20 protein-coding genes are annotated in these 19,059 nt (G+C 70.8%); 11 read left to right on the forward strand and 9 right to left on the reverse strand.

What is annotated here, in order from left to right:
• The first annotated feature begins 92 nt into the window (after positions 1–92).
• Positions 93–1,007 (forward strand): SDR family NAD(P)-dependent oxidoreductase, encoded by a 915-nt coding sequence (locus ABZS40_RS26810; protein ID WP_354946264.1) that lies wholly within the window; start codon positions 93–95, stop codon positions 1,005–1,007.
• 107 nt (positions 1,008–1,114) lie between these two features.
• Here ABZS40_RS26810 and ABZS40_RS26815 read toward each other — a convergent pair whose 3' ends face one another.
• Both ABZS40_RS26815 and ABZS40_RS26820 read right to left on the reverse strand, forming a co-directional pair.
• A complete protein-coding gene (locus tag ABZS40_RS26815) occupies positions 1,115–1,648 on the reverse strand; it encodes an RICIN domain-containing protein (RefSeq protein WP_354946265.1) in 534 nt (177 codons plus the stop codon).
• A 117-nt stretch (positions 1,649–1,765) separates the two neighbouring features.
• Entirely contained in the window at positions 1,766–2,698 is a 933-nt protein-coding gene (locus tag ABZS40_RS26820; RefSeq protein WP_354946266.1) for an NmrA family NAD(P)-binding protein, read from the reverse strand.
• A gap of 107 nt (positions 2,699–2,805) precedes the next feature.
• Here ABZS40_RS26820 and ABZS40_RS26825 point away from each other — a divergent pair, with 107 nt between their 5' ends.
• Positions 2,806–3,375: a TetR/AcrR family transcriptional regulator gene (locus tag ABZS40_RS26825; RefSeq protein ID WP_354946267.1), complete on the forward strand. Its 570-nt coding sequence runs from the start codon at positions 2,806–2,808 to the stop codon at positions 3,373–3,375.
• On the opposite strand, the gene ABZS40_RS26830 is transcribed toward ABZS40_RS26825, so the two are convergent.
• A complete protein-coding gene (locus ABZS40_RS26830; RefSeq protein WP_354946268.1) occupies positions 3,356–4,078 on the reverse strand; it encodes a winged helix-turn-helix transcriptional regulator in 723 nt (240 codons plus the stop codon). The two genes, ABZS40_RS26825 and ABZS40_RS26830, sit on opposite strands and share 20 nt — an antisense overlap.
• Before the next feature lie 224 nt (positions 4,079–4,302).
• On the opposite strand from ABZS40_RS26830, the gene ABZS40_RS26835 reads away from it, so the two are divergent.
• Entirely contained in the window at positions 4,303–4,869 is a 567-nt protein-coding gene (locus ABZS40_RS26835; RefSeq protein ID WP_354946269.1) for a dihydrofolate reductase family protein, read from the forward strand.
• A gap of 3 nt (positions 4,870–4,872) precedes the next feature.
• Here ABZS40_RS26835 and bla read toward each other — a convergent pair whose 3' ends face one another.
• Both bla and rph read right to left on the reverse strand, forming a co-directional pair.
• Positions 4,873–5,790: a class A beta-lactamase gene (gene bla / locus ABZS40_RS26840; protein WP_354946270.1), complete on the reverse strand. Its 918-nt coding sequence runs from the start codon at positions 5,788–5,790 to the stop codon at positions 4,873–4,875.
• Positions 5,791–5,817: 27 nt separating this feature from the next.
• On the reverse strand, positions 5,818–8,433 hold the full coding sequence (gene rph / locus ABZS40_RS26845) for a rifamycin-inactivating phosphotransferase (protein WP_354946271.1): 2,616 nt from the start codon (positions 8,431–8,433) through the stop codon (positions 5,818–5,820).
• A gap of 404 nt (positions 8,434–8,837) precedes the next feature.
• Between rph and ABZS40_RS26850 the strand changes: the two genes are divergently transcribed.
• From ABZS40_RS26850 to ABZS40_RS26865, 4 genes are read left to right on the forward strand one after another with little or no spacing between them, the layout of a single operon-like run.
• On the forward strand, positions 8,838–9,329 hold the full coding sequence (locus ABZS40_RS26850; protein WP_354946272.1) for a hypothetical protein: 492 nt from the start codon (positions 8,838–8,840) through the stop codon (positions 9,327–9,329).
• A 45-nt stretch (positions 9,330–9,374) separates the two neighbouring features.
• On the forward strand, positions 9,375–10,157 hold the full coding sequence (locus ABZS40_RS26855; protein ID WP_354946273.1) for an MBL fold metallo-hydrolase: 783 nt from the start codon (positions 9,375–9,377) through the stop codon (positions 10,155–10,157).
• Positions 10,158–10,165: 8 nt separating this feature from the next.
• Entirely contained in the window at positions 10,166–10,819 is a 654-nt protein-coding gene (locus ABZS40_RS26860; protein WP_354946274.1) for a TMEM175 family protein, read from the forward strand.
• A gap of 13 nt (positions 10,820–10,832) precedes the next feature.
• Positions 10,833–11,276 (forward strand): DUF5990 family protein, encoded by a 444-nt coding sequence (locus ABZS40_RS26865; RefSeq protein ID WP_354946275.1) that lies wholly within the window; start codon positions 10,833–10,835, stop codon positions 11,274–11,276.
• A 13-nt stretch (positions 11,277–11,289) separates the two neighbouring features.
• On the opposite strand, the gene ABZS40_RS26870 is transcribed toward ABZS40_RS26865, so the two are convergent.
• Positions 11,290–12,381: a winged helix DNA-binding domain-containing protein gene (locus tag ABZS40_RS26870; RefSeq protein WP_354946276.1), complete on the reverse strand. Its 1,092-nt coding sequence runs from the start codon at positions 12,379–12,381 to the stop codon at positions 11,290–11,292.
• A gap of 272 nt (positions 12,382–12,653) precedes the next feature.
• Here ABZS40_RS26870 and ABZS40_RS26875 point away from each other — a divergent pair, with 272 nt between their 5' ends.
• Positions 12,654–13,217 carry a hypothetical protein gene (locus ABZS40_RS26875; RefSeq protein ID WP_354946277.1) on the forward strand — a complete coding sequence of 188 codons (564 nt, stop codon included), beginning with the start codon at positions 12,654–12,656 and terminating at the stop codon, positions 13,215–13,217.
• A gap of 5 nt (positions 13,218–13,222) precedes the next feature.
• Here the strand turns inward: ABZS40_RS26875 and ABZS40_RS26880 are convergent, their stop codons facing one another.
• Positions 13,223–13,933: a carbonic anhydrase gene (locus tag ABZS40_RS26880; protein WP_354946278.1), complete on the reverse strand. Its 711-nt coding sequence runs from the start codon at positions 13,931–13,933 to the stop codon at positions 13,223–13,225.
• A 128-nt stretch (positions 13,934–14,061) separates the two neighbouring features.
• On the opposite strand from ABZS40_RS26880, the gene ABZS40_RS26885 reads away from it, so the two are divergent.
• A complete protein-coding gene (locus ABZS40_RS26885) occupies positions 14,062–14,541 on the forward strand; it encodes a hypothetical protein (protein ID WP_354946279.1) in 480 nt (159 codons plus the stop codon).
• Between the two features lie 72 nt (positions 14,542–14,613).
• Here the strand turns inward: ABZS40_RS26885 and ABZS40_RS26890 are convergent, their stop codons facing one another.
• On the reverse strand, positions 14,614–16,122 hold the full coding sequence (locus ABZS40_RS26890; RefSeq protein ID WP_354946280.1) for a DUF1996 domain-containing protein: 1,509 nt from the start codon (positions 16,120–16,122) through the stop codon (positions 14,614–14,616).
• A 250-nt stretch (positions 16,123–16,372) separates the two neighbouring features.
• Positions 16,373–17,383 (reverse strand): saccharopine dehydrogenase NADP-binding domain-containing protein, encoded by a 1,011-nt coding sequence (locus ABZS40_RS26895; protein WP_354946281.1) that lies wholly within the window; start codon positions 17,381–17,383, stop codon positions 16,373–16,375.
• A 95-nt stretch (positions 17,384–17,478) separates the two neighbouring features.
• Here ABZS40_RS26895 and ABZS40_RS26900 point away from each other — a divergent pair, with 95 nt between their 5' ends.
• Both ABZS40_RS26900 and ABZS40_RS26905 read left to right on the forward strand, forming a co-directional pair.
• Positions 17,479–18,447 (forward strand): helix-turn-helix domain-containing protein, encoded by a 969-nt coding sequence (locus ABZS40_RS26900; RefSeq protein ID WP_354946282.1) that lies wholly within the window; start codon positions 17,479–17,481, stop codon positions 18,445–18,447.
• 144 nt (positions 18,448–18,591) lie between these two features.
• Entirely contained in the window at positions 18,592–19,056 is a 465-nt protein-coding gene (locus ABZS40_RS26905; RefSeq protein ID WP_354946283.1) for a hypothetical protein, read from the forward strand.
• The last annotated feature ends 3 nt before the right edge of the window (positions 19,057–19,059 follow it).

Genomic DNA, 19,059 nt, shown 5'->3' on the forward strand with positions numbered 1-19,059 from the left:
CCTAGCTTAGGTACCGGCGGTGCCTTGACAAAGTACCGGCGGTACTTTACCGTTTCTGGCATAAGTTACCGGCGGTACATAAGGAGCCTGAGATGAAGTGGACCGAGCAGCACATTCCGCGCCAGGACGGCCGGGTCGCCGTGGTCACCGGCGCCAACACCGGGCTGGGCTTCGAGACCGCCCGGCGCCTCGCCGAGCGCGGGGCGTCGGTCGTGCTGGCCGTGCGCGACACACAGAAAGGCAACCTTGCCGCCGCCCGGATCAACGGCGACGTCTCCGTACGGGAGCTGGATCTGACCTCGCTGGAATCGGTACGCGACGCCGCTGCCGGCCTGCGCGCCACGCACCCGCGGATCGACCTGCTGATCAACAACGCCGGCGTGATGTACACGCCGAGGCAGAGCACCCGCGACGGCTTCGAGATGCAGTTCGGCACCAACCACCTGGGCCACTTCGCGCTCACCGGCCTGCTGCTCGACCTGCTGCTGCCCGTGCCCGGCTCCCGGGTGGTGACGGTCAGCAGCACCGGCCACCGCATCCGCGCCGCCATCCACTTCGACGACCTGCAATGGGAACGGTCCTACGGTCGGGTCGCCGCCTACGGCCAGTCGAAGCTCGCCAATCTGATGTTCACCTACGAGTTGCAGCGCCGGCTCGCCGCGCACGGCACCACCGTCGCGGTGGCCGCACACCCCGGCATCTCCAACACCGAACTGGCCCGCAACGCCCCGGCGGTCGTCCGCCGACCGCTCACCTGGCTCGCTCCGGTGATCACCCAGCCCGCGACGGCGGGCGCGCTGCCCACCCTGCGGGCCGCCACCGACCCGTCCGTCCTCGGCGGGCAGTACTACGGCCCCGACGGCGCGGCCGAGGCGCGCGGCTACCCGAGGCTGGTCACTTCCAGCCCCGAGTCCTACGACGTGAGCGTGCAGCAACGCCTCTGGGCCGTCTCGGAAGACCTCACCGGCGTGCGGTTCCCGGTGGGCCAGGTAGCCGCCACTGTGTGATCGTGCCCGAGTCGGGGACGCCCCGGCCAAACCAGACCGAGTCGATGTCGTGCGAGGCGGGACCGCGGGGGACCCGAACAGGTCCCGCCGCGGCTCGACGGCGTTGCCTAGTCCAGGCCCCAGGTGAAGGCCTGGTTGTTCGAGGTCGTGTAACAGGTGAACTGCATCATGTCGGCGCCGTTCTGCGTCGAGTTGCCCTCCACCGCCATGCACTTGCCGGTGTTGCGGTTCTTCAGCTGGTAGTAGTCGGCGCTCCCGGAGGTGAAGAGCTTGATCGGCAGCCACTGGTCGTTGAGGCGGGCGTCGCCGCACAGCTGCGTGACGATCTTCTCCCGTTCGGTCTTCGACGCGTTGCGGACGGCCATGCACTTCCCGCCATTGCGGTAGGAGATCTGGTAGTAGCCCGAGCTGGTCGTGGTGAAGTTCCAGTTGCGGATCGGCCCCCTGTCGCAGAGATGCTGATCGACCACGGTCCCGCTCGCCGACGCGTACGCCTCGGGGTGGATGCAGTAGTCGTTCGTGAACGGCTGGATCACCCAGGGGCCGGTGGTGCCGGCCGACGCCGGGCTGCTGGTGCCGACCAGCGTCGCCGCGATCATGGCGAGCACCGCCACCAGACGGGTCATCGTTCTGCGCTTCATGAGGGGCCTTTCCTTTGTCCAAGATGGAGGCTGGGCAAGGCTAACGATCATGTTCGATGCACGCCACCCGGGCAGACCCGCGAGATGCGACTCGGGCCTGAGTGCGGCGCCGCCCCCTCAGCGCCGCGACGGCTCAGGCAGGTTCTCGCGCGCCCACTCGGCGAACGTCGTGAGGGGGATGCCGAGGGCCCGCGCGTACTCCGGGCGAGCGGGTTGGCCGACAACGTTCATCTGCTCGTGGGAGATGCCGGCCCACTCCGGCATCCCGGCGGCGACCGCCTCCTCCTCGGTCATGTCGGGTGCGGTCAGTTCGGCGCCCAGAGCGTCGGAGAGCGCCTTGGTGATCTCCGTCATCGTCAGGTGGTCGCTCGCCAGCTCCAGCTCGATCCCGTGGAACCGATCGGGTTCCGCGATGGCCGCGGCGGCCGCCCGGCCGATGTCGTCGACCGCGACGAGGGAGAGCGAGGTCTGTGGCTTGAGGACCGTCGCCAAGCCGCCGGCGATGCCCCGGGGGAGGAGGTAGGCCACCGAGGGCAGAAAGTTGTCCATGAAGAAGCCCGGCTTGATGATCGTCCAGTGCGGGAAGCCCGCCTCGCGGACGCGATCCTGGATGCCGGCCTTGGTGGTGTAGTAGGGCTCCATGGCCGCCCACCGACCCTCGGTCCAGCCGGGCGTTCCGGTGTGCTGGCCGGCCCCGCTCACTGACGTGTGCACGAACTGCGGCACCTCGGCGGCCAGCGCGGCTTCGATCAGGTTGACGGCCTTGGGCAGCTCGCCGTCGAAGTTGATGCTGTTGCCAGTCATCGCGGGCATCTGCACCGAGAAGACGGCCCGTGCTCCTTGCGCGGCCCGGACCAGCGAGTCGCGATCGTCGAGGTCGCCGGTGACCAGTTCGGCCCCGAGGGCCTCGACGGCCCGCGCGCGGTCGGTCGCGGGATCACGGACCAGAGCCCGGACGGGTACGCGGGCGGCGAGCAGAGCGCGAGCGGTGGCACCACCCTGCCTTCCCGTGGCGCCGGTGACCAGGACGGGTGCGGATCTGGTGGCCATGCGAAATCTCCTGTCACGGGGTGAACGATAAACGGCGGGGCCCGCCGTTTATGCTTCGCTAAGATACGGCGGACCCCGCCACTTAGCAACCCGTGAGGTGACGCCCCATGTCCAGCCAGCGAGCGGATGCCCGGCGCAACTACGCGCGTCTGCTGGCCGTGGCCGAGCAGGAGATCGCCGCGCACGGCGCCGACGCGTCCCTCGAGCAGATCGCCCGCATCGCCGGAGTCGGCTCGGCCACGGTGCGCCGACACTTCCCCAGCCGCCACGCGCTGCTGGACGCCGTCTTCCGCGACGTGATCGAGAACCTCGGCGTCCGCGCCCGGGAGCTTTCCGACGCCGCCGACGCGCGGGCCGCGCTGCTGGACTGGCTCGCCGCCGTCAACGGGAACGTCGCCACCATCAGGGGCCTGGCCATCGCGTTGACCCGCGGCTGCACGGCCAACCCCACCGAGGCGCACGAGCACTGTGCCTCCGCGCAGCTCACCGAGGCGGGCGAACCACTCGTCCGCCGGGCCGTGCACTGCGGCGCGGTGGCGCCGGACGTGACCATCGCCGATCTGCTCGTGCTGATCACCGGCATCGCCCTGGCAACCGAGCACCACCCGGATCCCGCCGCCGCAGCGACCCGACTGCTCGAGCTGGCGGTGGCGGGAATCAGCCCACGCCGAGGGTGACGTTCTCCACGGGGGCGGATCGCCGGTCGTCAGGGCGTGGCGGGCCGGGGCGCAGGGTGAACGGGGCCAGGAGCAGATCGGTGAGGCGCCGCCTGGCCTCCTCGTCGCCGCTCAACCGCAGCGCACCCGACTCCACTGCCTCTCCCACGGTCATCTCCTGGCCGCAGACGGCCCGGAGGGTGTCGATGTCGGTGGTGAGCGCCGCATCGGGGGCGGACGCCGTGCCGCGCCGGAGCTGCACCGTCTCGCCGGCGACCTCGGCGAGGTACGTGTCGGCGTCGATGTGGAACGCGTAGCTGCCGGCGAGTTCCGGGGCTCGCGCCGGGTCGAACGCCGCCTTGATGCTGAGCAGCAGGGAGTCGACGCCGAGGGGGCCGTCGGGTGACTGTGGGGACTGGCTTCCCCAGCGCCCGAACTGCAGGAGGATGGGCTCCAGGGCACGGCCCCATTCGGTGAGTTCATAGAGGTGGACCCGCGTCGGCGGGCCCAGGTCCCGCCGGTGCACCACGCCGTGCTCGGTCAACTGGCGCAGCCGCTGGCTCAGCACGTTCGGGCTCACCCCGGGTAGGCCGCCGAGCAGGTCGTTGAACCGCCGGGGGCCGAGCAGCAGGTCGCGTACCACCAGCAGCGCCCACCGCTCGCCGATGATGTCCAGTCCACGCGCGACACCGCACGGATCTCCGTAACTACGCATGCCGCTCATGGCGTCCACCCTACCTGGATCCTAATTCAGGAGTAGCACTTGTTCTTTAGGAGTTGGACCCCTAGCGTGGCTCACATGAGCCTGCCGCAAGGTGGTCTGCATCGACACCGCGGACGGGCTTCCGGAGGGGCGACCTTCCCGCGCGGCATGAGCACCCGTCCGCGCCGCGCTCAGCGGCGGCCAGTAGCCCGCCCGGGGATCACCGCACCAAGACGGAGGACGAGATGCGCAGGATCGTCGTGTCGATGTGGACCACCCTCGACGGGTTCGTCGCCGGCCCCGACGACGAGATGGACTGGTTGCTGGTCGACGACCACCTGCAGAAGTACGAGCGGGCCCTGGTGGACAACGCCGGCAGCCTGATGCTGGGCCGGATCACGCACGCCGACTTCGCCGGCCACTGGCCGTCGACCGCGCAGAACCCCGACCAGCCGGACGACGTACGAGGGTATGCCCAACGCCTCGACGCGCTGGAGAAGATCGTCGTCTCCGCCTCGGGGAACACCGCCACCTGGACGAACACTCGGCGGCTCGCCCGCCTCGACGCCGACGAGATCACCGAAATCAAGCGGGGGCCCGGCGGCGACATCGTGGTCTACGGCAGTCTCACAGTGATCCGGTCCCTCGTCGACCTCCGGCTCGTCGACGAGCTGCACCTTCTGGTGCATCCCGTGTTCCTGCGCCACGGCAGGCCGCTGTTCGACGGTGGTCAGCCGCCGGCACGACTGGAGCTGATGTCCGCCGAGCCCTTCACCTCCGGGGTCGTCCTGCTGAAGTACCACCCCGCCTAGTGCTCACAGCGAGGCGACGAGCACCCGGGTGGCCTGGGCGATGAGAGCGTCGTCGGGGGTGGCGTCCTTCGTGTCGCGGCTGGACAGCACGGCGAGCACGATCGGGGCCCGGTCGGGCGGCCAGAGCACCGCGATGTCGTTGCGGGTGCCGTACCCGCCGGTCCCGGTCTTGTCCCCGACCACCCAGCCGACCGGCACCCCGGCGCGGACCAGCGCCGCGCCGGTGGTGTTGCCTCGCAGCCAGCCGCGCAGCACGTCACGGTCCGCCGGTTCCAGAACGTCCCCCACTGTGTACGCCCGGAGGTCGCGCACCAGGGCCCGCGCGGTGCTGGTGTCCCGCTTGTCGCCAGGTGTTGCCTCGTTCAGCGCGGTCTCGTAGCGGGCGACGTCGGTGACCGTGTCGCCGAGCGCGCGCAGCTTCGACTCGAACCCCGCCGGCCCGCCGAGGTGGCGCAGCAGCAGGTTGCCGGCCGTGTTGTCGCTGTAGCGCACGGCGGCGTCGGCGAGGGCGCGCAGGCTCATGCCCTCGCCGACGTGTTTCTCGGTGACGGGGGAGTGCGCCACCAGGTCCCGCGCCGAGTACCGCACCACCCGGTTCAGCTGGGCGTCGGTCGTGCCGTCGAGCACCTCGGCGGCAGCGAGGGCCTTCCACGTCGAGGCGTACGCGAACCGATCGTCGGAGCGGTACTCCACGGTGCGGCCGGTGCCCGTGTCGACGGCGTAGATCCCCAGCCGTACCCCGAACTGCTCCTCCAGCCGCCGGAACTCCTGGTCGGCGGCCGGCGACGGAGCGAGCGTCACCTGCGGGCTCGGCGTCGTCCGCGCCTCGGTGGCGTCCCCGCCGCCGCTGCACGCCGCCAACGACACCACTGTCGACGCCGTGGCCACCACGATCGCCAGCCGTCGGACCGAAACCGCCATCGTCGTTCCTCCTGAGGGTGCCGTCGGTCAGGGCAGGATCTCGACGTACCCGTCACTGCCGTGCACGCGGATCCGCTGCCCGTCGCGGATCAGCCGGGTGGCGTCGAGCACGCTGACGACAGCCGGCAGGCCATACTCCCTCGCGATCACCGCGCCGTGCGTCATCAACCCGCCGACCTCCGTCACCAGGCCGGCGATGCCGACGAACAGAGGCGTCCAGCTCGGGTCCGTGTGGGCCGTGACGAGGATGTCACCCGCTTCGAGGTCGGCCTGCGCCATGTCCAGGATGACTCGGGCGCGTCCCTCGACCGTCCCGGCGGACACCGGCACACCGGCCAGGGCGCCGGCCGGCACGTCGTCGCGTCGGTACGCGCCGGTGATCGCCTCGCCGTCGGAGGTCAACACCCGGGGCGGGGTGAGCCCCTGGTACGACCGGAACTCCTCCCGGCGCCGCCGGATCAGCTCGTCGTCCACCCGGTGCGAGCGCGCGACCTCGTGGAACTCCTGGAACGTGAGGTGGAAGACGTCTTCGGCCTCGGTGAGCACGCCGGCCCGCACCAGGCGCTCGGCCTCTGCCAGCAGCGCCTGCTTGTAGGCGAAGTAGCGGCTGATGATGTCGTACTTCGGGTACTCCCGATAGCCGATGAAGGCCCGCACCCGGTCGATCATCCGCGCGGTCTCGTCGGCCTTCTGTTGCCCGTCCGGCAGCGCCCGCAGGCGCGTCAACACCTCCCGGGCCTGCTCCTGCGCCTGCTGTTGGCCCTGCTCGAAGCGCCGCCGGGCCGCGCCCGCCTCGAAGAGCTTGACGTTGTCCAGGAGCACGGGCACGAGCGTGCCGGGGCGTTCGCTCCACCGCGGCCTGGTGATGTCGATCTCGCCGACGCAGCGCATGCCGTACCGGTCGAGGTACGCCTCGATGGCGGCGCGCGCCTCGGCCCCGCCCGCGACCTTCGGCAGTTCGTCGAGGAAGTCGTCGTGCGCGACGTCCTTCAGCAACGCCACCACCTCCGGATGCGGACGGATCACGTCGGCGACGTCGAGCAGCGCCAGCCCCATCTCCGACGTGACGTTGCCGGGGGCGGACAGGGTGAGGGTGTCCGCGGCGTTCTTCTCGCCCAGCCACTCGTGCAGCCGGTCGTTGAGCCACCAGGTGGCCTCCATGCCGGCCATGATCGCCTGCATGTTCAGCGGATCGCCGAGGACCCGCTTGTGCTCCTGGAAGGCCTCCAGCAGGAAGTCGAACAGCGCCGTACCGGTCACCGTCGCGATATCGCGCCGCAGGGCGCCGATGGACGCCTCACTGCGCTCGATCAACTCGGCGACGACGGCCGGGTCGGTCTCGACCGAGGTGGACGCGCCGCCGGTCGTCGGCTCACCCGGACCGCCCTGGTCCGGGAGCGTCGGAATGAAGTCCCGGCGGTCGAGGAGGGTCTCCAGGGCGTCCTTCATCAGCGGATCGTCGCGCCCCGCCATCGTGAGGAAGCCGGCGCGGCTGGCGGGGGAGGCCAGCAGCCGGGTGGCGTCGACGAACAGCCTCCCGCCGGCCGCGAGCATCGGGGCCATGGCGGTCAGCTGCCACATGGAGAGCCCCAGCGGCCGCATGGCGTCGGTCATCATCTGCTGGTGGCCGACCGAGAGGTAGACGTGGTTCTCCTGGTCGTCGGCCGCCGGGATGGGGAACAGCGTGGTGATCGGCCGGCTCTGCACGATCTGGAAGTCGTCGTCGACCAGGCACCACTCGATGTCCTGCGGGCGGCCGAAGTGCGCCTCGACCCGTCGCCCGAGGCGGACGAGCCGCACCACCTGAGCCTGCGTCAGCGTCGGCTGCTCCTGCCGCTGCGGATCGATCGCCACCTCGCGTGTCCCGCCGCCCGGCAGCGCGGCGACGGCGCGCTCCTTCACGGCGACAGTGCCGGCGACGACCTCGCCCTCGCGCACCGTGAAGACGTCCGGGTTCACCAGGCCGGACACCAGGGCTTCGCCGAGGCCGAAGCTGGCGTCCACTGTCGCGACCTTCCGGTTGCCCGTCACCGGGTCCGCCGTGAACAGGATGCCGGAGGCATCCGGAAAAACCATCCGCTGTACGACGACAGCCATCTCGACGGTGCGGTGGTCGATGCCGTTGCGCAGGCGGTAGATGACGGCCCGCTCGGTGAACAGCGACGCCCAGCACCGGCTGACGTGCCGCAGGATCGCCTCCGGCCCCACCACGTTCAGGTAGGTGTCCTGCTGGCCGGCGAAGGACGCCGTGGGAGTGTCCTCCGCCGTCGCGCTGGAGCGCACGGCGTAGGCGGCCTGCTCGCCGAACCGGGCGAGCGCGCCGGTGATCTCGGCGGCCAGATCGTCCGGGATCGCTGTCTCCTCGACGCTGCGGCGGATCTCCGCGCTGAGCGTGCGAACCGCCTCCCGGTCGTCCGGGCTCAGACGCGACAGCTGTTCGAGCCGATCGTCGATCGACGGCGTCTGCGTCATGATCCGCCGGAAGGCGGCCGTCGTCACGCAGAACCCGGCCGGCACCCGGATGCCGTCGATCCGGGACAGCGCGCCCAGGTGCGCGGCCTTGCCGCCGACGACCGACACCTGCGTCTCGTCGACCTCCCGAAGATCCACCAGCGGTGCCTGGTCGCTGCGGTCCCCGTCCATCGACAACACACCCACGTCGCGCCCCCGTTACCTCGTTTGTGCTGGTCCGGCCGCCGATTCTGCGCCACGACCGGGGTCTTGCCGCAAGCCCCCAGGTGCGGTATACGTTAGAGGCGGCGGGGAGAGTGATCTCCTTGCCGCTCGCTTTCGATGAAGCCGAGAGCGCAGTGGGCGCCGGGCCTCGGGCCTGCCCCAGTTCCAGTAGAGGCGGGACGGCGGCAGGGCCGATGTAGAGGACTGTCACCAGCCAGACGATCTCCATGACCCGGACCGGCTGACGGTGTGTCGTACTCGTTCGGATCGGCGGATCGGGCGTTCCCGCGTTCCGGCGTTGACGGATTCAGCCTCCCGGCCTCGCCTGGACGGTGGAGTGGGCCAGCCAGCTGCTGCACTACGGTGCGAGGGTGACGAGTGCCCCTCGCGAAGCGGAAGCGCGTGTCGGACCGGTGGGCGCGTTGCTCTCCCGGCTCCTGTTCCTGGCGATCTGCCTACCCGGACCGGTCCTGCTCGTCGCCGCTGTGACGCTGGACCCACCGCGATCGTCCAGCGACTTCTGGGGTCTGCTGGTCGGCGGCGTCCTCGCGACAGCCGTCGGTGTCGGGTTCGGCGTCTTCGGCTGGCGGGTGGTGGGCCGCTCGCGCCGTGACTCGTGTCGACTGTCCGCCACCGGTGTGGCCGCGACGGCGGAGATCCTCGCGGTGGCGAACCACCTGGCTGGAGAGAATCCCGAGCTGGAACTCCACCTGCGCATCAGCGGGCCGGGGTTCGCCACCTTCGAGGCGGACACGATCCGCGCGACCGACCCGGCCCTCGTGCCCGGCGCGGTGCTGGCCGCAGTGGTGGACCCCGCCGACCGTCTGTTCTCGATCATCCGAGCTTTCCCTGGCCCAGCATGATTCGCGGGGTCGAAGTGGCATCGCCGCGCTGGCACACTCTCGGGCATGGTCGACTGGTACACGCGGGCGGAAGTGGACGGCGACGTCATCCGGATCTCGGAGCCGCACGTCAACGAGCTGCTGTCGGCGAACTTCTGGTGGTTGCGGGGCAACGATCGGGACATCGTGATCGACGCCGGGCTCGGTGTCGTCGCCGTGCGGCGGGCGATTCCGGGCCTGTTCGTGCGCGATCCGATGGTCGTGCTCACCCATGCGCACCTGGATCACGTCGGCGGGGCGTCGGAGTTCGGGGACCGGGCCGCCCACCCCGCCGAGGCCGGGATCTTGGCGGCGGGCATACCGGCGAGCCTGTACGGCGCGGAACTCTTCGACAAGCTGGGCATCGACGCCGCCGGAGAAGCCGTTCCGGAGCTCATGATCGACGTCCTGCCCGATCCCGGTTACGACCCGGCTGCCTACCGCGTCGCGCCGATGACCCTGAACCGCCTGCTCGACGACGGCGACCGGATCGACCTGGGCGGACGGGTGCTGACCGTGCTGCACCTTCCCGGCCACACTCCGGGGAGCATCGCCCTGTTGGAGGAGCGCACCGGCACCCTGTACTCCGGCGACATCATCTACGAGGGCACCCTGATCGACAGTCTGCCGAACTCCGACGTGGCCGCGTACCGGCGAAGCATGGAGTTTCTCGTCGACCTCGACGTGTCCGTCGTCCATCCCGGCCACGGGGACAGCTTCGACAGGTCACGGCTTCGCCAGTTGGCCGAGACCTACCTACGGAAGACCGCCGACAGCGTTGCCGACAAGGAAAGCCGGCATACAGCATAATTCGTGAGGTGCCTCCCACAAGGGAAACCTCGCGGCTCACCCGTAGCCCGGGTCGGTTGCTGTCCTTCAGCGACGGTGTCTTCGCGATCGCCGTGACGCTTCTGGTGCTGGAGATCCAACCGCCTCACGACTTCGGGCGCCTCGTTGCGGGGCTCGGCGCGCTGTGGCCGTCGTATCTGGCCTACACGCTGAGTTTCCTGCTCATCGGGCAGGTGTGGGTGAATCACCACGTCATGTTCGACCGCGTCCGGCACGTCGACCGGTGGGTCCTGTTCCTCAACACATTGCTCCTGATGGTCATCGCGTTCCTGCCGTTCTCCACGTCACTGCTCGCCGACGCCTTGCGCGCGGAGCAGGGGCTGCGCGCGTCGGTCGTCGTCTACGGCGGCACACTGTGGATTGCGGCGGCCCTCTTCAACATCGTGTGGGCGCACCTGCGCCGGGCCAAGCTGCTGGACCCCGGCCTCGGTCCCTTCGGTGCGCGGGCCATCGGCCGCCGGTTCGCGCTCGCGCTGGTCTGGATCGGCTCCGGCATCCTCGTCGGCGCGTTCGTGCCGATCGCCGGCGTCGCCATCATCGCCGCGTTCCTGCCCGCCTACTACCTGCCCATCCGCGGCGAGTACGGCGAGGACGACACCCCCGCCGAGCAACCGGCCGGGTAACTAGAGTCGCTGCATGCGGATCAGGATCGACGGCACCGACTTCCCAGGTCAGCGCTCCGGTGCGGAGGCCGACGCGCTGCGGCGGGGCAACGTGCACGTCGGGGTTCAGCGCAAGGCCGAGGTGGTCGATCAGGTGCCGGCCGACGCGGTTGGCGCCACCTGGTCCTTCGAGGTGTCCAGCCGCGAGATCGACGGGGCGCTCGACGTCTGCGGCCCCTGGGTGCACGGTCGCCCCGGGGCGCGGTTTCTCTACCTGAGCTGGGGCGCGGTGACCCAGGACGGCTTCGCGATGTTCCGACGAGCGAAGTTGATGTTCACCGACGTGCCGACCGAGCTGCTGCGCGCCGCACACGAGGGCAACGCGACGCTGGTCGGCCGGGTCGGGTTGACCGACGCCGCCGGTGCGCCGATCTGCGCTCGGGTGCAGCCGAGCGCCATCGACTGGACGGTGGAGTGAGTGTCGTCGACGGTCAGCTGCCGAAGTCGACGCCGCTGAGGGAGACGGAGCGGTACGCGGCGAGGTGTTCGGCCTGCGCGGTGATGGCCCTACGCGTGGCGTCCGGCAGCCGCTGCCACGGCTGGACGGCGACAGTGAACGTCCTGCCGGACTTGCGCGGCCGCCAGGTGCCGACCAACTCGCCGTCGACCAGGACGGCGCCGGGGCGACCCAGCACCGGCCACAGCTCCTTGGCGTGGGCGGCGTCCGGCACCAGCGTTGCCCGGTCCTTGGCCTGGAGGAACAGGTCGAACGGGCCGAGCAGACGGGTGACAGTGGCGTCGGCCGACTCCAGCGACTCCTCGTCGGCGGCCAGCAGTGAGCGCACCTCGCGGTCGACCGTCACCTCGATCACATCGTCGGGCCAGCGCGCCTTCACGTCCCTCACCGGGGCGTCGAGATAGTCGGCCACCTGTTTCGGGGTGGCCGGACCGAGGAGGCGAAGATACGCGCGGATGAGGTCGAAGCGGTCGCCCGCAGCGGCTGCCTTCCTGAACCCGGTGATGCGCCGCAGGACCGGGGGTGAGGTGTCGAGCTGCAACTCCAGCCCGGCCCGCACGGCGGCGAGCCGGAACGGCATCTCGTAGAGGTGCGTGGCGTCGCACGGCCGGCAGAACCGCAGATACGGCTCGGGCAGCATGGCGGCCAGCCGGCCGGAAACGTCCCCCTTGACCGTCGGTGTGTTGACGACGGCCCGCATCCGGTCGGCGATCTCGTCCCGGGCCGCGAGCGTGTCGATGCCAGCGGCCTTCAAGGGTTTCGCGGCGTCGTAGATGCGCTTGCCCGCGTCGGCCTCGGAGAAGGGTTCGACGGCGGCCGCCACCTTCGCAACGTCGGCCCGGCGGTAGAGGTGGGGAGCGCCCCGCACGGTCCACAGCAGGACCAGATCCGTGTCGGACACCCCGGTCACGTCCACCCCGCGCACCGCCAGCGCCCACCGGCCGCCGTCCGGACCGGTGTTCTGCACCCCGAGGTCCAGGACGGCGGTGTCGGCGAGCGTGCCCTCGTCCCGGTCGAGCTGCTGGGCCCGGACCCGGAAGTTCATCACCTGGTGCCGATCGACCATGTCAGCACCCTAGTCGGGGCGGCGCTCCCGGCGGACGCCGGCCGCGATCAGCGCGGTGCGGGCCCCATCCCCGGGCAGGGGGAGGCGAGTCCCTCCGGGCGGCGATCCGCTCGTCTCGCCGTTCGGCCACGGTGATCTCAGAGGTGCCAACGCCCACCGCTGATGGAGACGACGCCGTGACTCGAACACCACGTACGAGGACAACGCCCGCCCCGCCCCCGCCGCCGCTCTGGGCCCGCCGAGCCGGTCACGTGGCGTGGATCGCCCCCGTAATGGGGTTCATCCCGCTGCACGTGCCATGGATCCTCGGCATCCCGCTGTTCGCCAATCCCGGTCCGTTCCGCGAGTGGTACCACGGTCGCGGGCCCGGGGTGGGGGACCACCCCGTCGACGGTTTCCTGGGCCTGCCGGCCGGAGCGTTCTACCTGGGCCTCCTGTGCGTTCTCGCCGGGCTCGGCGGCGTGCTGGCGCTGGGGCTCATTCAGGACTGGGGCGTGGTCTTCCCCCGGTGGGTGCCGTGGCTGCGCGGACGTCGGGTGCCACAGTGGCTGCCGCTGACGCCAACGGTGCTGGGATCAGCCCTGATGATCGGCTACTCGGCGACCCTGCCCTGGCAGTTCGCCGCGGATCTGGGGGAATCGAGCGCGGACGACATCTTCACTCCGACCGGCGTCCTGATCGGCCTCCCGCTCCTGCTGGCCTGGACTGTCGCGCTGCCGCTGGCGGGTTGGTCCTACTACCGCCGTACCCGTCTGCCGCGACGCCACCGGCGGCGCTGGTCGGCGGCAGTGGATGACCGACCAGCGTCGCCGTCCGGGTGGCCCAGGATCGGGTGACTGCCTCAGGCCACCAGGGAAACCCGCCCGTTGTCCAGGTCGTAGCGGGCGCCCACCACCCGCAGCGCGCCCTCGTGCACCTTCTCGGCGATGATGGTGCTGCGTGCGCTGAGCGCCCCCACCTGGGCGGCGATGTTGGCGCGCACCCCGTTCTCGACCGGGTCGCCGGGCTGGTCCAGCACCGGCTCGACGACCGGCCGCAGGGCGTCCACGATGGTGCCGATGTGCCCGGGCGCCGTACCGCCGGTGTGGATGGCGTCGATGGTGGCGGTGATCGCGCCGCAGCGTTCGTGGCCGAGGACGACGATGAGCAGGCTGCCGAACTCCTCCACGGCGAACTCGACGCTGCCGAGCAGCAGGTCGTCGACGATGTTGCCGGCCACCCGGTTGTCGAACAGGTCACCCAGCCCCTGGTCGAAGAGCACCTCGGGGGCCACCCGGGAGTCCGCGCAGCCGACGGTGATGGCGAACGGGTGCTGGCCGGCGGCGAGCCGGTGCAGGTCGCTCAGGCCCTGGTGCGGGTGCCGGCCGTGGCCGGAGGTGAACCGCCGGTTGCCGGCCTGCAGCCGACGCAGCGCCTCCGTCGGAGTGTCGACCGGGTTGTCGGCGGGCGCGGCGGTGGCGGCGGACGGGCTGGCTGCGGTCGCGCCGAGCGCCACGGCGGCGGCGCCACCTGCGGTCAGCAGCGAACGGCGGGACAGGTGGGAACGTGCCACGATCATCTCCCTGAGGTGAGGCAACTCGCTCTTCCTACCACCCCGCCGTCCACATAGGTGGTTGCCGTGCGGTGGCCAGTGGGCGACGGTGAATCGCCGCCGTGAAACCTTCCCGTCTTGCCTCAGCCATGGTGATCCTTGCCGTTTCGACAGCCCTCGCCGCCTGTGGCGACACCGACGAGGCGACGACCGCCGGATCCGCCACGCCCGCTCCCACCTCCGCAGCCCCGTCCGCGGTGGCCACCTCCGCTGCCGCCACTCCGGCCTCGTCACCCGCGGCGGGTAGCGCGAGCGACAAGGAACTCTGCGAGTCGGCGAAGAAGGCCAGCGACGAGATGAGGGTGGAGCTGGTGAAGCTCGCCACGGCCGGCGAGCCGTCGGCGGCGGACTACCAGAAGATCCTGAGCGATCTGGACAAGAAGGTGAGAGCGGTCGCCGCGACCGGGGACGGCAAGCTGGCCGCTGCCCTGCGTACGTTCGGCGCCGAGGCGGCCAAGGCCGCGGCCGCGGCGGACCCGGCGACCGCCGCCGACAATCCGGTCTTCGAGAAGGCCGGTAAGGACATTTCGACCGTGTGCAAGGCGTTCGGCGTCAGCCTGGTTCTGTGACCACCGTGGTGCGGTGACGGACGGCCCCCATGCCTGAGCGTGGGGGCCGTCCGTCGACGGCGGGGGCGGTGGTCAGCCGCCGGCGAAGGTCGTGTCGACGCCGCACTTGGCGTTCTGGTTGAGGCAGGACTTCACCAGGTCGCCGAGACGCTCCGGCTCCCAGGCGTTCATGAAGTCGCCGTGCATGGATGACGGCTTGCCGGAGGAGAGGCTGAGGCTGTCACCGCCCAGCGACTCGTAGTTGACCATGAAGGAGAGATCCGGCACGGCCACCGGGTACGTGCCGGTGCAGACGCCGTTCACCGGGTCGCCCATGTGCGACTTGTGATCGGGGGAGTCGATGTTCTTGCCGTCCCAGCAGTCCTTGAACACGAGCTGGAAGATCAGGTTGCCGCCGGGGGCACACCTCGGCCAGTTGCCGTCGGCGCTGCGGCCGATCTCGGCGCTGCCCGCGCACCAGAACTGGTTGCTACCGGCGTTCTTCGGAGTGTCGACCTGCCGCTTGGCGTCGCCTTCGACCACCACGAGGCCCGGCGGGAAGGGCTTGACGGTCGACGGGTCCTTGACCCGTGAGCCGTAGTAGATGCGCATGCTCTTGATCGGCACGGCCTTGCCGTCCTTGCGCAGTTCCGGGGTCCAGTAGGCGCTCTTGTCCCCGGGGGCGTTGCAGGTGTTCGCCGCGGCGAACAGCTTGTCAGTCGTGGTGAAGGCGTCGATCTTCGGGCCGAAGAAGGTGTGCATGTGCGAGGCGCCCGCGAGGCCCGGCAGGACGATCGGGTCGTCCGGGGCGGAATTCGCGACGCCGCAGTCGGTGTGGAACTCCGGCACCCGGGTGGTGCCCGGCGGCACCGCCTTCGGCTTGATGGCGTTGAAGGCGGCCAGTTCCCTGTTCCACTTCGCCTGGTCGACGGGCACCCAGCCGCCGGCCGGCGCGCTCGGCGGGACGGACGTCGACGGGGACGCGGACGCGGTGGAACTCGGCGTGGCCGAAGGGGCGGCCGACGCGCTCGGCGTGACCGACGCGCTCGGCGACGAGCCCGTCGCGGGGCCGAACGTGAACCAGTTCAGGTTCACGAAATCCGACGTCGAGGCGCTCCTCAGGACGGCGAAGACGGTCTGCGCGCCGGCCGGCACGGCGGACGCCTTCGCGGTGACGCTCGTCCACCTCTGCCAGCCGCCGGTCTGGGCGATCGGGAAGCTGGCCAGCAGTTGACCGTTCTGCGCGCCGAGGTGCAACTCGACGGTGCCGCCGGCGGCGTTGTGCGAGGCGACCCGGGCCGTCAGGTCGACGCCCGTTACCGACACACCGTCGTAGCGCAGCCAGTCGCCGCTGGCGAGCCACCCAACGTTCCGGCCGCCGTCGGCGTCGCCGGTGCCCTCGGTCTGCGCCCCGGACTGTGCCGCGAAGGCCTCTGCCTGCACCCGGCCGGGCACAGCGACCTCTTCGGCCTGGGCGCCGGCGATGTAGATGCCGCTGCCGGCCAGCGCGGCGACGACAGCGGAGGCGAGCGTGATGCGAGTGACGCGACGGCGCTTTCGCGCCCGATCCGGCGGTGCGACGTGCGCGGGGGGAGTCCGCATTACCAGTGGTTTCCTTCGAGTCGACGACAAAAGCTCCTGTCGGGAGGAGTATGTGCACGTCAGGGGCCTTCATCAACTCGCGGGGAAAGAATTAAGGAGGCCGTTCGACAAGTGCCCTGGCAGCCAGCTCGGTGGCTCCGGATGACAATTTTTCGCTCGTACAGTCTTAAGTTTCTTATAAGTCCCGTCGCCCCGTTCTGGCGCAATGATTACGGATTTTGAGTAACAGATTGTGGTCGAATTCTCGGCCTCAGTCGCTGACCGGTTCGACGCGGATGGTCGGCGACAACGCGCGCAGGAAGTCGGGCGCGTCGAACATCTCGCCGGCGGAGGCGACGCCGCTGGTCCTCGTCCGACCATCGAGGACGCGCCGGACCGCCTCCACGGCCAGGGGCGCGCTGACGGCGTAGATGTCCCGGCCACTGGCCACGACGCGGCGGCGCGTGTCGCCGCGGCGCACGATGACGTCGACAGTGAACGTCTGCGCCGACCGGCCCCGCCCGTCGACCGCGACCGGCGCCGCCGCGGCGGCCAGGTCGGTGGCGGCGTCGACGGTCATGTAGGTGCGGACCTCGGGGATGGCCAGGTGACGGGGGATGGTGACGACGTCGGCCATGGTGAACTCCCCGAGGACGGTGCGCCGGCCCAGCGGCGCGGGGAAGTCCCAGTCCACCCTCGGCAGATCCCCGCCGGAGTGGTACTCCAACCGGCCGCCGGTGTAGCGGACCCGACGGCCGGCGCGGCGCTCGCGGGAGACGGTGCCCGCGGCGACCGTCCCGGCCGTCGGGTGCCAGCTGCTCAGTCCGTACGCGACGTGCGCCTCGTCGGCCGACGTCCAGTCGCCCATTGCCGTCGTCGCGAGCAGGTCACCGAGCCCGCCGAAGAAGGCCATCGCCGGGACCACCGCGACACCGTTCGCCCGAGCGCGCTCGTTGAAGTGCGCGAACGTGTCGAGGTTCGCCTCGATCTCGGCCGCCACGTCCACGTACGGGATCCCGGCGCGCAGCGCGGCCTCGATCACGCCGGGGGCGGTCGACGCGAACGGGCCGGCGCAGTTGATGACCGCGTCCACGCCGGTCAGCGCCGCGTCGAGTGAGGCCCGATCGTCGACCGACGCCACCCGGTGGGCGAGCCCGAACGCCGCCAACTGGCGCGGGTCGCGGCCCACCGCCAGCGCGCCGAACCCGCGCTCACGCAGCTCCGCCATCACGAACCGTCCGGTGTGCCCGTACGCCCCGAACACCGCCACGCTGTAGCCCATCGCTTGCCCCCTCGAACTATCGACTGGACCAAGCCTCCCGCAGCGGCCGACGGCCGACCAGTGTCGGGAACGCCAACCCCCGTACAGTTTCGGACATGGCCCTCGTTGCGATCGCCGCCACCGACGGAATGCTGCACTTCGAGCTGGCGCTGGCCTGCGAGGTCTTCGCCCACGACCCCTCCGGCCTGGCCGACCCCTGGTACGACGTGACGATCTGCGGCCCCGCCCCGGTCCGGATCGGCCGTTTCCTGGTGGCCCCCGACGACGGGCTGGACCGGCTGGCCCGCGCCGACACCGTGATCATCCCGTCGGTCGAGGACGTCGACGGGGACGTACCCCCCGACCTGCTCGACGCGGTCCGCGCGGCCCACCGGGCGGGTGCCCGGATGGTCTCGCTGTGCACCGGCGCGTTCGTGCTGGCCGCCGCCGGGGTGCTCGACGGGCTGCGGGCCACCACGCACTGGGCGCACACGGAGGCGTTGGCCGCCCGCTATCCCCGGGTACGGGTCGACCCGGACGTGCTCTACGTCGACAACGGCACAGTGCTCGCCTCCGCCGGCAAGGCCGCAGCGATTGACCTGTGCCTGCACCTGATCCGACGCGACCATGGCTCGACCGTCGCCAACGCCGTCGCCCGCCGCCTGATCGTGCCGCCGCACCGCGCCGGCGGTCAGGCCCAGTACGTCACCACCCCGGTGCCGGCCCGCGACGACCACCCGCTCGCCACAGTGTTCCCCTGGGCGCTGGCCCGCCTGAACCGGCCGCTGAGCGTCGAGGACCTGGCCCGGCAGGCGAACATGAGCTCACGCAACCTGGCCCGCCACTTCCGGTCGGCCACCGGCACCACCCCACTGCTGTGGCTGTCGACGCAGCGGATCCGCCGCGCCCAGGAGCTGCTGGAACAGACCGACGACAGCATCGACGCCATCGCCGAGGCGGCTGGCATGGGCACGGCCGCGACGCTGCGTCGGCACTTCCACCGCACCGTCGGCGTGCCACCGGACGCGTACCGGCGCACCTTCCGGGCCACCGGACCTACCGCCGGTTGGGTTCTGACCGGGTAGGCACGGCGGGCGTCGCTCGTCGGCGTCGGGCAGAATGCCAAGCTCCTGTTCTGCCGGCGGCCGGGGGATCCGATGGGCTACACCTTCGAACACGTTGATCTGCCCGAACCCGCCGCTACCGCGCGCGCCCACGCCGAAGCGTGCATGGATCTGAATGGATCGTGCGGCAACTGGCCACAGTGCTACGACGAGTACTCGTCGCTCGCTGCCGCCCACCAGTTCAACCTGAACATCGCCGGCATGGGGTTCTGCCGGGAACGCATGCGGTCAGCCGGCATGACCTACCAGGCAACGCCACAGCCCTTTCCGGACTGGCAGTTCGACAGCGTCGACGACTGGCGCAGCGATCAGCGCCGACGCGACGCCTACAAGGAGGCCGAACGGGCGGCAGCCGCGCAGACCAGCCCCGGCAAGGTGGGGATCCCCGAGTTCAAGCTGACGAGCAACGGCCCCTGGCTGGTGGGCCGGACCGAGATCGAGCAGGCGTTGATTCTCTACGAGGCGTCGCCGACGACCCCGCGGGCCGAGTGGGAGACCGACGAGCTGTGGATGGCCTGGCTCGACTGGCTGCGGGAGGCGCGTACCCACGGCGGCTTCACCGTCAGTTGAGCG

Origin of the sequence: Micromonospora sp. NPDC005324, assembly GCF_040607155.1 — a bacterium.
GTDB lineage: Bacteria > Actinomycetota > Actinomycetes > Mycobacteriales > Micromonosporaceae > Micromonospora > Micromonospora trifolii.